Origin of the sequence: Staphylococcus caeli (genome assembly GCF_051413795.1) — a bacterium.
Lineage (GTDB): Bacteria > Bacillota > Bacilli > Staphylococcales > Staphylococcaceae > Staphylococcus > Staphylococcus caeli_A.
In genome coordinates this window covers 1-14,932 of sequence record NZ_JBOIRQ010000007.1, presented here as the reverse complement: position 1 = coordinate 14,932, position 14,932 = coordinate 1, and the positions used below count along the sequence as shown (strand labels likewise).

Annotated in this window: 17 protein-coding genes; 13 read left to right on the top strand and 4 right to left on the bottom strand. The window is 32.3% G+C overall.

Annotated elements, in window-relative coordinates:
- Positions 1 to 34: 34 nt before the first annotated feature.
- Together ACSULM_RS05275 and ACSULM_RS05270 are read right to left on the bottom strand one after the other, a co-directional pair.
- The gene (locus ACSULM_RS05275) at positions 35 to 319 is read right to left on the bottom strand and encodes a YtxH domain-containing protein (RefSeq protein WP_436855680.1); all 285 of its coding nucleotides are present in this window, start codon (positions 317 to 319) and stop codon (positions 35 to 37) included.
- A 6-nt stretch (positions 320 to 325) separates the two neighbouring features.
- Positions 326 to 790 carry a low molecular weight protein-tyrosine-phosphatase gene (locus ACSULM_RS05270; RefSeq protein ID WP_436861116.1) on the bottom strand — a complete coding sequence of 155 codons (465 nt, stop codon included), beginning with the start codon at positions 788 to 790 and terminating at the stop codon, positions 326 to 328.
- A 134-nt stretch (positions 791 to 924) separates the two neighbouring features.
- On the opposite strand from ACSULM_RS05270, the gene ACSULM_RS05265 reads away from it, so the two are divergent.
- From ACSULM_RS05265 to ACSULM_RS05255, 3 genes are all read left to right on the top strand, one after another.
- Positions 925 to 1,128 carry a DUF1128 family protein gene (locus tag ACSULM_RS05265; protein ID WP_069996120.1) on the top strand — a complete coding sequence of 68 codons (204 nt, stop codon included), beginning with the start codon at positions 925 to 927 and terminating at the stop codon, positions 1,126 to 1,128.
- A 15-nt stretch (positions 1,129 to 1,143) separates the two neighbouring features.
- Complete coding sequence (locus tag ACSULM_RS05260; protein WP_436861115.1) at positions 1,144 to 2,382, top strand: aminopeptidase; 1,239 nt, start codon at positions 1,144 to 1,146, stop codon at positions 2,380 to 2,382.
- A gap of 90 nt (positions 2,383 to 2,472) precedes the next feature.
- Positions 2,473 to 2,994 (top strand): acyl-CoA thioesterase, encoded by a 522-nt coding sequence (locus ACSULM_RS05255; protein ID WP_436855676.1) that lies wholly within the window; start codon positions 2,473 to 2,475, stop codon positions 2,992 to 2,994.
- A 66-nt stretch (positions 2,995 to 3,060) separates the two neighbouring features.
- On the opposite strand, the gene yfkAB is transcribed toward ACSULM_RS05255, so the two are convergent.
- Positions 3,061 to 4,215, bottom strand: a complete 1,155-nt coding sequence (gene yfkAB, locus ACSULM_RS05250) for a radical SAM/CxCxxxxC motif protein YfkAB (RefSeq protein WP_436861114.1) — start codon at positions 4,213 to 4,215, stop codon at positions 3,061 to 3,063.
- 251 nt (positions 4,216 to 4,466) lie between these two features.
- On the opposite strand from yfkAB, the gene ACSULM_RS05245 reads away from it, so the two are divergent.
- The 7 genes from ACSULM_RS05245 (at position 4,467) to ACSULM_RS05215 (ending at position 10,070) form a co-directional block, all read left to right on the top strand.
- Entirely contained in the window at positions 4,467 to 4,640 is a 174-nt protein-coding gene (locus tag ACSULM_RS05245) for an SE1561 family protein (protein ID WP_142351588.1), read from the top strand.
- A 92-nt stretch (positions 4,641 to 4,732) separates the two neighbouring features.
- Positions 4,733 to 5,251 carry a type 1 glutamine amidotransferase domain-containing protein gene (locus ACSULM_RS05240; protein ID WP_436861112.1) on the top strand — a complete coding sequence of 173 codons (519 nt, stop codon included), beginning with the start codon at positions 4,733 to 4,735 and terminating at the stop codon, positions 5,249 to 5,251.
- Between the two features lie 323 nt (positions 5,252 to 5,574).
- Positions 5,575 to 6,387, top strand: a complete 813-nt coding sequence (gene sgtB, locus ACSULM_RS05235) for a monofunctional peptidoglycan glycosyltransferase SgtB (RefSeq protein WP_436861110.1) — start codon at positions 5,575 to 5,577, stop codon at positions 6,385 to 6,387.
- A 182-nt stretch (positions 6,388 to 6,569) separates the two neighbouring features.
- Positions 6,570 to 7,388 (top strand): recombination regulator RecX, encoded by an 819-nt coding sequence (gene recX / locus ACSULM_RS05230; RefSeq protein ID WP_436861107.1) that lies wholly within the window; start codon positions 6,570 to 6,572, stop codon positions 7,386 to 7,388.
- Entirely contained in the window at positions 7,366 to 7,680 is a 315-nt protein-coding gene (locus ACSULM_RS05225; protein WP_436855670.1) for a YfhH family protein, read from the top strand. The genes recX and ACSULM_RS05225 overlap by 23 nt, the downstream gene beginning before the upstream one ends.
- 15 nt (positions 7,681 to 7,695) lie before the next feature.
- Positions 7,696 to 9,228, top strand: coding sequence for an ATP-binding cassette domain-containing protein (locus tag ACSULM_RS05220; RefSeq protein ID WP_436861105.1), 1,533 nt, complete (start codon positions 7,696 to 7,698; stop codon positions 9,226 to 9,228).
- A gap of 8 nt (positions 9,229 to 9,236) precedes the next feature.
- On the top strand, positions 9,237 to 10,070 hold the full coding sequence (locus ACSULM_RS05215; protein ID WP_436861102.1) for a sugar ABC transporter permease: 834 nt from the start codon (positions 9,237 to 9,239) through the stop codon (positions 10,068 to 10,070).
- Positions 10,071 to 10,117: 47 nt separating this feature from the next.
- Here the strand turns inward: ACSULM_RS05215 and ACSULM_RS05210 are convergent, their stop codons facing one another.
- A complete protein-coding gene (locus ACSULM_RS05210) occupies positions 10,118 to 11,095 on the bottom strand; it encodes a metal-dependent hydrolase (RefSeq protein ID WP_436861101.1) in 978 nt (325 codons plus the stop codon).
- A gap of 121 nt (positions 11,096 to 11,216) precedes the next feature.
- Here ACSULM_RS05210 and mutY point away from each other — a divergent pair, with 121 nt between their 5' ends.
- The 3 genes from mutY to ACSULM_RS05195 all read left to right on the top strand — a co-directional run bounded on the left by mutY (position 11,217) and on the right by ACSULM_RS05195 (position 14,803).
- On the top strand, positions 11,217 to 12,263 hold the full coding sequence (mutY, locus tag ACSULM_RS05205) for an A/G-specific adenine glycosylase (protein ID WP_436861099.1): 1,047 nt from the start codon (positions 11,217 to 11,219) through the stop codon (positions 12,261 to 12,263).
- 67 nt (positions 12,264 to 12,330) lie between these two features.
- Entirely contained in the window at positions 12,331 to 12,873 is a 543-nt protein-coding gene (ntdP, locus tag ACSULM_RS05200; RefSeq protein WP_436861096.1) for a nucleoside tri-diphosphate phosphatase, read from the top strand.
- 193 nt (positions 12,874 to 13,066) lie between these two features.
- Positions 13,067 to 14,803, top strand: a complete 1,737-nt coding sequence (locus ACSULM_RS05195; RefSeq protein WP_436855663.1) for an ABC transporter ATP-binding protein — start codon at positions 13,067 to 13,069, stop codon at positions 14,801 to 14,803.
- The last annotated feature ends 129 nt before the right edge of the window (positions 14,804 to 14,932 follow it).

Here is a 14,932-nt window from a genome sequence, read left to right as displayed (position 1 = left end):
ATAAGGTATCTAATTCAAACCCTTAAGTTCAGTATTAACCATTTAAACGATTATTTTTACGTTCAACAAACGTATTTTTAGCATCTTTTAAAGAACGCTCTAATTCTGGATTATTGCGTCTGATTTCTTCAACAACATCTTTCCAATAAAATACTTCATCTTTAATGTTATTAATTGCTGAAGGTTTTTGTGAGCGTGTACCTTCTTTTCTATCTTTGATTGATTGTTTTAATGATTGACGCGTTGATTTGTCAGCAAGTGTTGCTGCGCCTCCGATTACTGCACCTAATAAAATTCCTGGAATTAATTTGTTTTGCATGATGTGTTACCCCTCTCTTAAATTTGCATCTTTAATTATAAAATTGATTAAATTATCACAAGATGATTGTACCATTTTATATACGCCTTCGAAATTATTTGTATAATAAGGATCTGGTACATCTGTTTCACTCATATCGCTAAATTCTAACAGTTTGTACAATTGACCTTTAAGATTTGGATTAATTTGTTTAATGTTATCAACATTACTTTGATCCATCGCGATGATATAGTCAAAGTCATCATCTGACTCAAATAATTCACTAATCATGCCATCAAAAGGTATATCATGTTCTGTTAGAATCGCTTGAGTACCCTCATGAGGTGGTTCGCCTAAGTTCCATTGACCAGTACCTCTAGAGGTCACCTTAATATCTTCTATATTTCTATCTAGTAATTTTTGTCGCATAATAGCTTCTGCCATTGGTGAACGACAAATATTACCTAAACATACGAATGCTACTGTAATCATTTGTGTACCTCCAAGTTTATATAGTCTTCATTCCCATTTTAATGCTTTTTTAATCATTTCAAAAGGGAAATGGTGGTAAAAGTTTTACAAGATACGCAAATTTGATAGAATAAATTGAAAAAGAGGTGATTAGTGTGGCAAAAACAATAGAGCAAATGATAGAAGAAATTCGTGATCGTTTAAATCTTGTTAATCAAAGTTTAATCGATCCAGATAAATATAAATCTGCCGATGAGCAAGAAATTCGTGAAATTCATGAATATGTGACATCGAAAGCGTCTTTCACACCAAGTGAAGCGTCAGCGATTGCCGATGCACTTGGTCAAATTCGTAAATAAAGGGGAGCAAGAATTATGACACAATTACAAGATAAACTTCAACAGTATGCAGAACTTTTGGTCGGTGTAGGAATGAATGTTCAAAAGGGACAGCCAGTATTCATTCGTTCAAGTGTAGATGCTTTAGAATTAACACACTATATCGTAGAAGCAGCGTATCAACGTGGGGCATCCGATGTGAAAGTAGATTATAGTGATGACCGCTTGACACGTTTGAAATTTGAATATGAATCACAAGAACATTTTCAAAATAATGAAGTGAAATCATATGATGCTGAGAAACGTATGGATTATGTACATAGAGGGGCAGCTAATTTGGCGCTCATTACTCAAGATCCTGACCTATTAAATGGGATAGATAGTGACAAACTTTCAACATATCAAAGACAATACTCAACTGCATATAAAGATTACATGGAAGCTAGCCAGAAGAATCAGTTCCCATGGTGTGTCGCAGCTTATCCTTCTAAAGCATGGGCGAAGCGTGTTTATCCTGAACTTTCTATTGATGAAGCATATAGTAAATTTATCGATGAAGTATTGGATATTGTACGTGTTGATGGCAATGATCCAGTGGAAAATTGGAAAAATCATGTGCAAAATTTAAGTAAACATGCAGAACGATTACAGAATAAAAATTATAAAGCTTTACATTATGTATCAGAAGGTACCGATTTAGTCATTGGTTTACCAGAAGGACATATTTGGGAAGATGCGACGAGCTATACGAGTAAAGGGCAGGCATTTGTTGCTAATATTCCAACTGAAGAGGTGTTTACAGCACCACATCGTTTAAATGTAAATGGATATGTCACAAATAAATTACCTTTGAGTCATAACGGAAATATTATTGATGGCTTTACTCTAACATTTAAAGATGGCGAAGTTGTAGATTTTAAAGCCGAACAAGGTGAAGCAGTGTTACGCGATCTACTTAATACAGATGAAGGTGCACGCAGACTAGGTGAAGTAGCACTTGTGCCAGATGATTCTCCGATTTCAAATCGTAATACTATCTTTTATAATACGCTATTTGATGAAAATGCATCTTGCCACATCGCTTTAGGTTCAGCATATGGGTTTAATGTTGAAGGTGGTACAGAAATGACTACTGAAGAAAAATTAGCACATGGCTTAAACGATTCACTTGTGCATGTTGACTTTATGATAGGTAGCCCGGATTTAACTATTTATGGTATTACACAAGATGATACAGAAGAACTCGTGTTTGAAAAAGGAAATTGGTCAAAATAGAATAGCCTAAAGTTAATTATAAATTATTGTACATTTGATAAATTGTGTCATGATTATATTTGGCTAAAGAGAAAAGGAAATGATTATATTATGGGGAATGTAAAACGTAAATCAATGTCTGATTCAAGAAGTATCAAAGAAAGACAAGTCTTCCCGCAAGATACCAACCATTTACATACAATGTTTGGTGGAATGTTGATGGCAAACGTTGATGAAATTTCTGCTATAACAGCGACTAAGCACAGTAATTCGCAAGTAGTTACAGCATCAACGGATTCAGTAGACTTTTTAAAACCAATTAAAACAGGAGATATTGTATCGTATGAAGCAATGGTAACTTATGCAGGTAAATCATCTATGGAAGTTTGCGTACAGATTATCATTGAAGATGTTGTAAAAAGTGAACGTCATTTAGCAGCGTTGAGTTTTTTGACATTTGTGGCATTAGATGAAGATGGAAAACCACAAGATGTTCCTGAAGTTTATCCTGAAACACAAACAGAGATGTGGTTCCACGATACTGCACCTGCGCGCGTTAAACGAAGAAAAGAGCGCAGACAAGAAAGTAAACAGACGATTGAATTCTTATCAAATGCTCAAAAGATAGAATAAAATATTATATAAATGAATATAAGAAACGCCATAGATCATTGTTGTCTATGGCGTTTCTTATTTTTATTATGACATTGTATAAATTTGATGCATTTTTCGTTCTTGTTCTTTGAAATCAGTTTGAGGATAATACATATTTTTCACAAGGACATTTGGCCCTAAACAACTAAATGCGGAACAATGACAATTCAATGATTGTGCAAGAGGTGAGGCCAACCATTGGTTAAATACATCAGGTAGTTTATCATTCTTAATATTAGAGATTGTACCATTCTCATCACCAAAGTCTGTGACAATGACATTTCCTGTAAATACATTAACATTTAATCTGTTTCTACCATCAGGGTCATTACGCATAGTTACATTTGGAGTCTCTCTCAAACGTTTCAGTAATGCTTGGTCCTGTGCATCATTAATGCATGGGTATATAGGTAATGTACCAAAGAGCATCCATAAATCTGGGTCACGAATATCTAACAAATGATGAATTGCCGTTTTCATGTCTTTTAAAGAAAGTACTTCTAGTTGACTCGCAAAATCAGCGGGATACATTGGATGTATTTCATGACGTTTACATTTCATATCATAAACAATTTCGTTATGTATCTTTTCCAGATGGGGAACGGTACTTTGATTTAACATTGTTTCTGCAGATATAAACATGCCCTGATCTGATAAAGTGCTCGAATTTAATAACATTTGATCATATAATTTTAATTTGGCTTTGAGTGGAGGTTGTTTCTCCATTGCACCAAAACCAACATCAGTGAATTCATTAATTGTGCCCCAGTTATGTGAGATATGCATGACATCAATATATTCAGCGATTTCTAAATATCTATCTAATGGCAATGTAAGGTTTGAATTCATTTGAACGTAAATACCACGGTCATATGCATATTTTAAGAGGGGTTTAACCACATTTCTTATTGATTTTTTTGAAAACATTGGCTCTCCGCCTGTGATTGACATTGTTTTTAAATCAGGGACCTCATCCAGGCGACGATAAATTAGATCCATAGGCAGAGGATCCGGGTCAGCAGTTTGTAAAGTATAACCAACTGCGCAATGACTACAACGCATATTACATAAATTTGTCGTAGTAAATTCTATGTTACTTAATGTTAAACGATTGTGTTCGCGCATATCATTATACGCTTCCCACGGGTCGTTCGTAAGTGAAATTGGCTTTTTGACATTCGACGTATGCAAATTCAACATAAATTTAAACTTCCTTCTAATTAACTTTTTTCTTTGTGGGTATTTATTAATAGTTAGTTTTTTGAATAATGCAGGTATGCAATTCTGTGTTCCTTTAGAAAAATACACTATCTAAATCACTAATACTCATTGAAAACTTTTTAAATATAGGCTTTGTACAAATATTTCCCTATAATATTATTAAGACTATACCAAAATTTGTCAAATCCGTGTTAGGATAATAATATCATATAAAAAGGAGTCATTTTTAAATGAATGAAAATCAAACCATTGAGCAAATTAGAGCGAGATTAGAAAAATTTATCGAAGATATTGATCACGTAAATCCAGATGAAGTAAGAGTAGAGGATATAGATGAATGGATTGGTTTACTTGACCAACTTGAAGAAAAAGTTAAGACAGTTTCTAATTCATCCGAAGCGTAAAAAATATTACTTAATAGTGAATTATGATGTTTAATTTTTTGAACTTTAGTCTATAGATAGTGTAGAACTTAAATAGAGAAAGGTGATTCATAATGACTAAAAAAGTAGCAATCATAGCAACAAATGAGTTTGAAGATAGTGAATTAACAAGTCCGAAAGAAGCAATTGAAGCAGCAGGACATGAAACAGTCGTTATTGGTGACCAAGCAAATAGTGAAATCGTTGGTAAACACGGGGAAAAAGTAACAGTAGATGTAAGCATCGCTGACGCAAAACCTGAAGATTACGATGGTTTATTAATTCCAGGCGGATTCTCACCAGACCATTTACGTGGAGATGCAGAAGGAAGATACGGTACTTTTGCTAAATACTTCACTAAAAATGATGTACCTGCATTTGCAATTTGTCATGGTCCACAAATTCTTATCGATACAGATGATTTAAATGGCCGTACGTTAACTGCAGTATTAAATGTTCGTAAAGATTTAACGAATGCAGGCGCGCAAGTCGTTGATGAATCTGTAGTAGTAGATAAGAATATTGTCACTAGCCGTACACCAGACGATTTAGATGACTTTAATAGAGAAATTGTAAATCAATTAGCGGACTAATAACGAATATTGAAATCATGCCAAATGGCTATAATTTTAAAATAGAGTAATGACTGGAAGAACAATTGGTTATATACTGTAAGTAAGTAAGTAAGTTACTAGGCAGTGTATTGAAACCGTTGTTCTTCCAGTTTTTTGTTGTTGTTGGTGCTAAAATTCAAAATATTATATTAGAATACTAAGCATAAATAAATATTGTAATACCACACACTGAGCATTTCATACACCCTTGGACTGATTTTTACAATTAGCTATAGCTAAACGTTTAAAGTATTGATACACTCACTTATAATGATATGAGAGCAACATAAAGGAGCTACTGCATGAAAAGAAGCGATCGTTATAATCAAAGTCCCAAACATAACAATATAAAAGAAGACAATAAATTTCAGCACAATACGTATTTTAAACCCGTGAATAAACCACCAAAAAAGAAAAAAGGTAGTGGGCTGTTTTTTAAATTACTCATACCTATTATCATTATTTTGGCTATTTTTATAGGAGTAATGTATACATTATCACTGAGAGCAGATGTCGATGATTTAAAGAGCATAGAAAATAAAGATTCTTATGTTTCAGCTTCGGCAATGCCAGAATATACAAAAGGTGCATTCATAGCTATGGAAGATGAGCGTTTTTATAAGCACCATGGTTTTGATGTTAAAGGCACATCACGTGCATTATTTTCGACATTAAGTGATAAATCCGTACAGGGTGGAAGTACAATTACGCAACAAGTAGTTAAAAATTATTTCTATGATAATGAACAGTCATTTACAAGAAAAGTAAAAGAATTATTTGTCGCACATAGAGTAGAGAAGAATTATGACAAGAATGAAATATTGAGTTTTTATATGAACAATATATATTTTGGCAGCAATCAATATACTGTTGAATCTGCAGCAAATCATTATTTTGGTACAACTACAAATAAAAACAACACAAATTTACCGCAAATAACTGTACTACAAAGTGCTATTCTTGCAAGTAAAATCAATGCACCAAGTGTCTATGACATTAACGACATGTCCGATAATTTTATTAATCGAGTAAAAACAGATTTAGAAAAAATGAAACAACAAGGTTACATTTCAAATGCTCAATATGAAAATGCTATTCAAGAACTCGGTGTATAGTATAAATAAAATCTTTATAACAAGGCGTAGTGCGAAACTAGAATTATGGTTTCTGTACTACGCCTTAATTTATTGGAATGTATATCTAATTTTATAGAAAATAATAGTAAAGTTTATTAAACTAGACACTATAATTCCATTCATTAACAATATGAGTTATCCTAAGAAGTGGAGTGAAGAACATGCCTAAAATAACTAAAATAGAAGTTCAAAAAAAGAACAAAGAACGTTTCAATTTATATCTTGATGGTGCATTCGAGATGGGTATCGATATAGATACTTACGTGCATTTTAATTTAAAAAAAGATCAAATTGTAGACGCACAAGAAATGGAAAAAATTCAAAATTATGATCAATATAGACAAGCAATCAATGCTGCTATTCAATATCTGTCTTATAGAAAAAGAACCGACCATGAAGTGATACAACATTTACAAAAAAAAGAAATTTCTGAATCTGTTATAGCGAAAGTTATTGATTATTGTCACGAACAACGTTTAATTGATCACGAAGACTACGCAAATAGTTTGAAAAACACCATGATTTTGACTACTGATAAAGGTCCTGGAATCTTTAGACAGAAAATGCGTGATGCAGGTGTAGAACAGCACATCATTGATACATATGCAGATAAATATGAATCTGAACAACCGTTAGAAGATATTATTAAAGTTGCAAATAAAATATTAAAACAAAAAAAAGGTCCAACTGTTAAAAGAAAAGAAAAGTTAACACAATCACTCTTACAAAAAGGGTATTCTTTTGAAACTATAAAAGAAGCTATGGGTGAAATGGATTTTGAACAACCAGCAGAAGAATTGGATATTTTATTACAACAAGAATTAGAAAAAATATATAATAAATATTCTCGAAAATATTCGGGTAGAAAATTAATTAATAAAACGATTGAAGGTCTTATGAGAAAAGGCTATAAATATGATAATATTAAAGGTAAATTAGAAGAAAGTGGTATTGCCGATGGAACAGAAGAAATTGAGTGAAATGAGTGAAGTTGAATTACGTCATGAAATACAGGTCTATAAAGAGAAAATGAGAAAAGCTGAGATGAATGGCATTTATAATGAATTTGATGTTTATCAAAGTAAAGTCATTATTGCAGAAAGTTACCTTGTAGATAGATCGAAAATTGAATTAGGCAAAATATATAAATTGAATGACGGTACTGGAAATTATTTTAAAGTTGAGCGATTAAAAGGAGTTTTTGCGTGGGGCTTTAGAATTAAAAGTACAGAACCCGAAGAAGGTTTACCGGTTGCATTATTAAAATTGTAGAAGGATGAAGATAGGATGGGTAGTTCAATTATATTAAAGTTACTTAATGTAACGCATTATTATAGAAATAGAAAATCCAAAAAATGGTATCAACCGTTTGGTTATGATGCTGAAGATATTGAATTGAATAATATAAACCTACATATCTATCAAGGTGAAGCCTTAGGTATTATTGGTGAAGTTGATTCCTCAAAGTCATTAATTGGCCGCTTATTAAGTGGAGAAATAAAACCTGATAAAGGGAAAGTTGTTAGAAAGAAAGACATCTTTTTTGCTGATATAGAAGATAAATCATTGCAATCACGTACAGTAAGTGACTACGTGAAAGATGCGATAACATTATTTCCATATAAAACAGAAGCACACAAAGTTGAACAGATTATAAAATTTGCCCACCTACAAGATGATGTAGACAAGCGTATTAGCGAATTATCAGATGAAGCATATGCGCGATTGCTCTTTACACTGGCAAGGACCTCACGTTCTAGTATTATTATAATGAATCAGATTTTAAGTCATTTAGATCATGACTATTTTGAAAAATTAATTAAATTTACACATGAATACATCAATGATAATTTAACTGTTGTCATGATTGATGATGATGTTGAACGTATTTCGCATGCAAGTAATTATGTTGCCTGGGTTTCTCATGGTCAAATAAGAATGGAAGGTTCGTTAAGACAAGTATTACCTGTCTATAATGAACATGAAAAAGATCGTCTATCCTTATCTAGTGATGAAGAAAGAGCTAATTTTGATGTCGATTGGAAAAAGAGTAGAACGCGTATTCCGGAGTTAACCTACAATTTTAAAAGAACTGAACGATATAATCACGCCAAACCTCCTGTTGCGCTTGTACGCTTTTGGACTTTTTGTATTACATTTATTGTTGGTTTATTATTAATGGCTTTGTTCATGTTTAATAACATCGGGAAAATTGAATTCGGTAAGAATGAGGATCAAGCTTCTATACAAAATCAACATAAAGACCCCTATGTTGAAAAATTAGCATATGGTATCGTACTTGATAAATCCATTAAATTAGAAAGTATGTCAAATGATAAAAATATAAGTGCAGATCGTTATGCATTTATGACGATTACAGGTGAAAACACTAAAAATTATCAAGTAACTGTTGATAATAAAAATTATAAAGTTGCCAAAAATAAGCTGCGCTATTTTGACCCAGCAAGTTTATTTGAAGAACATAGTGCAAGTGCATTAGCACCTTATATGCATAAAAATTATAGTAATTATAATGAATTTTTCAATAGTCATCTACATAAAAAGCATAGTAAAGTAACAGATTCACTAGTTCCTGAAGATGGCAAAGATGATCGTTTCGTTGTACCAATTGTCCAACAACCCATTTCAATGTTATTCAATGATCAAAATAAATTAATAGGGTTTACAATACCAATTAAAGATAAGAAAGCACTGAAAGATAAATATGATATTGATGGCGATTTTTGGATTACTAAATCAGGTGAGGGCTACTTCATGGCAGATTTAAAAAATAAACAATGGATTTATATTGAATTGTAGGTGTAAAAATGATTGATAGTATAATTAACTATTTCACAAAAATACCATATCTTATGCGACATGCTTATCATCGCCAAAAGTCTCAATGGATATGGTTAGCAGCACCATTTATCGTAAGTTTAATAGCATTATTTATAACAATGCTGATATTTAAAATAAATGGAACAGAGGAAATTAAACAAGCACAGGGTTATTTTAAACTCACAGCTGGCACTAGCTTTTTCTATATTTGGATTGCGATATATCGTAGTTATAGAACATTTAAGAGTGAATATTTTACAGGTAAGTTATTTAATTTAAATCCAATCGTACAAAACATGGTAATAGCGATTGTCTTGTGTTTAACAATGTTGATTTCACTTATATGTATCATTATTGCTACACCAGTAAATATAGAAAGCTCAATATATTCAACTTTATTTTTTGGGATTATGTCGATGCTTTTTGTAGTAGTAGTATCTACGCTTTTGGGATTGTGTTCTATTTTAAGTCGAAAAGTGGATATAATTTACTATGTGATTTCATGCATAATGTTTTTAATTGTACCAATACTTTTTATACCAAATAGTAACACAACGCTATTGTCACACGTGCTTATGTTAAATCCTTTATATTACTTAATTGAAGGTTTTGCACAGTCAGTAGTACTAGGTGTGCTAAGTTTAAATAATATACCTTACCATCTGTATTATTTATTATTTTTAGCATTATTATGTGTATGGATTTATGCGCTGTATCGCATTGTTGCACATAAAAAATACGTGCATACTACTGCGTCTAAAAATGTTGAAGGTAAATCAAATCATTCGGTTCAAGATGAGACTACAACAAAAGAAAATTAAAAAAGGAGGTAAACGTTAGAATATAACGTTTGCCTCCTTTTGGTTCATTATTTAGCAAATAATTTATTTTGTAATTTTTCTTCACTGAAAACCCAACCAATATATGAATGATCAATTACCTTATTTTCATCTAGATGTGCAATTGCTACAAAAGAATAATGACCATTTTTTAAATAACGTAAATCAATGAGTCTGATTTCAGTGGTGTCGTCATCCAATTTTCGTGATTGCCAACGATATATAGATGAGAAATTAAGAAAAGTTTTAATGTTTTTATCATATTTAACATAATCCATTAAGTCATCACTAGGAAACGGGTGACGTTTAGATTTGTCACTAAACACGACATTTCTACCATAACTTCTACCGACATAATCATGTTCTTCTGTTTGAACTGCGACACGCCATTGCATAAATCGCATTGTTGGTGCCACAAATACTTTCACCGGATTATGTTCTTGTTTAATTTGTTTCAATGCCTGTTGTTTAATAATCGCTTGCATTCTAAAACGTATCATATAATATACTACAAGGATACCTACGATTGGAAAGAATACAAGATATGGATGAATACCTACCATCCATAAAAGTATACCGATACACCATAATGTAAAGATAATAGGATCAAAAGTATTGATTACACTTAATTGAATCCATTTATTAGTTATCGGTCTTAATGCTTGTGTTCCATAAGAATTAAAAATATCTACAAATACATGTAAGAAGACGGCAAGTTGTGCCCATAACCAAACATGCGTTGGATCCACATTTTTAAAAAAAGTGAATATTAATAGTGTAATTAATAACGGCCATAAAATCGTGAAAGGGATTGAATGTGTAATCCCTCTATGATTGGATATATAAGTAGCGTTATCTTTCAATTTAAGTACAGTGTCACTATCAGGAATTAGTGACCCGACTACTAACGTTGTTGCAGTGGCAGCAAAGGAACCTGCCATGGCTGGGTCTTGGGTAGCCAATGCCGTGAGTCCGATACCCATGACTATATGTGTTCCAGTATCCATAAGTATTCACTCATTTCTAATCAATAATATACTTATTATAATCTAAACTGCTAATTATTAAAAATAACATACTGCTATTTCATATAAAAATTTTAGACAAAAAAGGAAAGTGATGCACAAAATGTTTAACCAACCAACATTTAAAAAAGATTTAGTGTCATGGTTCGATAAGAATCAACGCGAAATGCCTTGGCGAGAAACGACAAATCCTTATTACATTTGGCTTAGTGAGGTAATGTTGCAGCAAACTCAAGTCAAAACAGTAATAGATTATTATCACAGATTTATTCAGAGATTTCCGACAGTTTCTGAGTTAAGTGATGCGCACGAAGATGAAGTGTTAAAATATTGGGAAGGATTAGGTTATTATAGTAGAGCAAGAAATTTTCACACTGCAATCAAAGATGTTCATCAAAACTATAATGACCAAGTACCAAATGTACCAGAAACCTTTGGAGCACTTAAAGGTGTAGGGCCTTATACACAAGCAGCTGTCATGAGTATTGCCTTTGATTTACCACTTGCGACGGTTGATGGCAATGTATTTAGAGTTTGGTCAAGATTAAATAACGATACACGTGATACCAAATTACAAACGACTAGAAAAGCATATGAAAGTGAATTACAACCATATGTACAAAGTGATGCTGGAACATTCAATCAGGCGATGATGGAATTAGGAGCATTGGTATGTACGCCGAAGAATGCTTTATGCATGTTTTGTCCAGTACAAGAACATTGTGAAGCATTTTATAATGGTACCGTAGAGGCATTGCCTGTAAAATCAACCAAAGTTAAAAAGAAACATATCAAACAACATGTATATGTTATTAAAAATAATAAGAATGAAGTTCTAATAGAAAAACGTATGCAAAAACTTCTGAACAATATGTGGGAATTTCCGATGTATGAAGCGGAGTCCAATCAAGATATTAACAGAACATTAGATACCAATATCAAATTTTCAACGTCACCTGTTTATAGTTTGAAACATCAATTTACGCATATTACATGGGATATAGAGGTATATTTAGCAACTGAAATTATAGATGCATCAAACATTAAACTGCCTGAACAAATGACTTGGATGCATTTAGAAGATAAAGAGGCATATAATTTTCCGGTAAGTATGACTAAAATTTATAAATTTATAGCTCAGCACACTTAGGGTCGTTGTATGAGTGCGTCTTATGTTATAATTCTAAATGTGAAATTAATAAAAGGTGGTGTGGAGCATGATCAAAGAATCCATACCTAAAGAAGGTCAGACTATTAAGATTCAAAGTTATAAACATGATGGTAATATTCACCGTGTTTGGTCTGAAACTACTATATTAAAAGGTACGGAAGATGTTGTTATTGGAGGAAATGATCATACACTAGTGACAGAGAGTGACAGTCGTACATGGATAACAAGAGAACCAGCAATTGTCTATTTTCACTCTGAATACTGGTTTAATGTGATTTGTATGTTTAGAGAAGATGGGGTTTACTATTATTGTAACTTATCCTCTCCATTTGTTTGTGATGAAGAAGCATTGAAATATATTGATTATGATTTAGATATTAAAGTATATCCCAATGGCAAGTATCACTTATTAGATGAAGATGAATATGAACAACATATGCGTCAAATGAATTATTCTTCTGATATTGATGTGATTTTAAGAAGAAATGTAGATATCTTACAACAATGGATTGAGCAGAAAAAAGGGCCATTTGCACCAGATTTTATAAAGGTCTGGCGTGAACGATATAAAAAAATCAGAAATTACTAAGCACATTTAATGTTTTTAACTATGAATTCGTTTATAGTGTTATGCGTGTGAAAAAATAAAAAATGATCGAAACAAATCAATCGTATAGACAGATGTAGGATAAATAAGCAAAGTATGTACGAATAACAGCCTCGTTGATACGTCAACGTAGGCTGTTTCATTTGCTAATAAGTGTGTGGGGAGGATAATTTTTATGATTCGGAGATATTTACATTTTGTAAAACCCTATAAATGGCGTATTATTGCAACCATTTTGGTAGGTATATTGAAATTTGGTATTCCAATGCTTATCCCATTATTAATAAAATACGTCATTGACGATATAATAAACAATGGTGCAATTTCAACTGAAGAAAAATTCACGAGATTAGCGATTGCCTTAGGAATAGCCATCTTTATTTTCGTCATTGTAAGACCGCCAATTGAATTTTTAAGACAGTATTTAGCACAATGGACAAGTAATAAAATTCTATACGATATACGAAAAAGACTTTATGATCATTTACAAGCGCTTAGTGCGCGGTTCTATGCAAATAATCAAGCGGGGCAAGTAATATCAAGGGTAATTAACGATGTTGAACAAACAAAAGATTTTATTTTAACAGGTTTAATGAATATTTGGCTTGACTGTATCACTATTATTATTGCACTTTCTATCATGTTTTATTTGAATGTGCAGTTAACTTTAGCAGCGTTAATAATTTTCCCAGTATATATACTAACGGTTTATTTTTTCTTTGGACGTTTGAGAAACTTAACGAGAAAAAGATCTCAGGCATTAGCAGAAGTACAAGGATTTTTACACGAACGTGTCCAAGGTATGTCAGTAATTAAAAGTTTTGCAATAGAAGATAATGAAGCGAAGAATTTCGATAGACATAATCAGAACTTCTTACAACGAGCATTTAATCACACAAGATGGAATGCCTATTCATTTTCAGCTATTAATACGGTAACTGATATCGGCCCACTTATTGTTATCGGTTCAGGTGCATTTCTAGCAATCAATGGCTCGATTACTGTTGGTACATTAGCGGCATTCGTTGGGTATCTTGAACAATTATTTGGTCCTTTACGTAGACTTGTATCGTCATTTACAACCTTAACGCAAAGTTTCGCATCGATGGATCGTGTATTCCAACTGATGGATGAAGGCTATGATATTAAAAATAAAAAAGGTGCCTTACCAATTGAAATTAAAGAAGGTCACATTGAATTAAATGATGTGAGTTTTAAATATAACTCCGATGAAGCTACAATTTTGAAAAATATTAATTTAGAAATCAAGCAAGGTGAAACAGTTGCATTTGTCGGTATGAGTGGCGGCGGTAAATCAACACTTATCAACTTAATTCCGAGATTTTATGATGTCACAGATGGTGAAATTAGAATTGATGGTACGAATATCAAATCTTATTTAACCGGAAGTTTACGTAATCAAATTGGTCTCGTGCAACAAGATAATATTTTATTCTCAGATACAATTAAAGAGAATATTTTACTTGGACGTCCTGATGCAACAGATGAAGAAGTGATCAATGCTGCAAAAATGGCAAATGCACACGACTTTATCATGGAATTGACTGATGGTTATGACACTGAAGTAGGCGAAAGAGGTGTTAAACTTTCAGGAGGTCAAAAACAGCGTGTCTCAATTGCACGTATTTTCTTAAATAATCCACCAATTATTATTTTAGATGAAGCAACAAGTGCATTAGACTTGGAAAGTGAATCAATTATCCAAGAAGCACTTAATGTATTAAGTGAAAATCGTACAACACTCATAGTCGCACATAGATTATCAACGATTACTCATGCTGACAAGATTGTTGTTGTAGAAAACGGAGAAATCGTAGAAGTTGGTTCACACAAAGCATTGTTAGCCAAAAAAGGTGCTTATGAACATCTATATAGTATTCAGAACTTATAATACGTTTGCTACGAAACATAGATATTTTTGGCTCTTTTTCAATAACGGTTGGTCTATAAAAAATAAATATATTTCGATACATCAAGCAACTCGTTTTTGTTGCTTGATGTATTTTTTATGTTGAGAGAC

Bases quoted from the DNA above. Each gene is read 5' to 3' on its own strand.
- ACSULM_RS05275 (WP_436855680.1), bottom strand. From the start codon at position 319: ATGCAAAACAAATTAATTCCAGGAATTTTATTAGGTGCAGTAATCGGA.
- ACSULM_RS05270 (WP_436861116.1), bottom strand. From the start codon at position 790: ATGATTACAGTAGCATTCGTATGTTTAGGTAATATTTGTCGTTCACCA.
- ACSULM_RS05260 (WP_436861115.1), top strand. From the start codon at position 1,144: ATGACACAATTACAAGATAAACTTCAACAGTATGCAGAACTTTTGGTC.
- ACSULM_RS05255 (WP_436855676.1), top strand. From the start codon at position 2,473: ATGGGGAATGTAAAACGTAAATCAATGTCTGATTCAAGAAGTATCAAA.
- yfkAB (WP_436861114.1), bottom strand. From the start codon at position 4,215: ATGTTGAATTTGCATACGTCGAATGTCAAAAAGCCAATTTCACTTACG.
- ACSULM_RS05245 (WP_142351588.1), top strand. From the start codon at position 4,467: ATGAATGAAAATCAAACCATTGAGCAAATTAGAGCGAGATTAGAAAAA.
- ACSULM_RS05240 (WP_436861112.1), top strand. From the start codon at position 4,733: ATGACTAAAAAAGTAGCAATCATAGCAACAAATGAGTTTGAAGATAGT.
- sgtB (WP_436861110.1), top strand. From the start codon at position 5,575: ATGAAAAGAAGCGATCGTTATAATCAAAGTCCCAAACATAACAATATA.
- recX (WP_436861107.1), top strand. From the start codon at position 6,570: ATGCCTAAAATAACTAAAATAGAAGTTCAAAAAAAGAACAAAGAACGT.
- ACSULM_RS05225 (WP_436855670.1), top strand. From the start codon at position 7,366: ATGGAACAGAAGAAATTGAGTGAAATGAGTGAAGTTGAATTACGTCAT.
- ACSULM_RS05220 (WP_436861105.1), top strand. From the start codon at position 7,696: ATGGGTAGTTCAATTATATTAAAGTTACTTAATGTAACGCATTATTAT.
- ACSULM_RS05215 (WP_436861102.1), top strand. From the start codon at position 9,237: ATGATTGATAGTATAATTAACTATTTCACAAAAATACCATATCTTATG.
- ACSULM_RS05210 (WP_436861101.1), bottom strand. From the start codon at position 11,095: ATGGATACTGGAACACATATAGTCATGGGTATCGGACTCACGGCATTG.
- mutY (WP_436861099.1), top strand. From the start codon at position 11,217: ATGTTTAACCAACCAACATTTAAAAAAGATTTAGTGTCATGGTTCGAT.
- ntdP (WP_436861096.1), top strand. From the start codon at position 12,331: ATGATCAAAGAATCCATACCTAAAGAAGGTCAGACTATTAAGATTCAA.
- ACSULM_RS05195 (WP_436855663.1), top strand. From the start codon at position 13,067: ATGATTCGGAGATATTTACATTTTGTAAAACCCTATAAATGGCGTATT.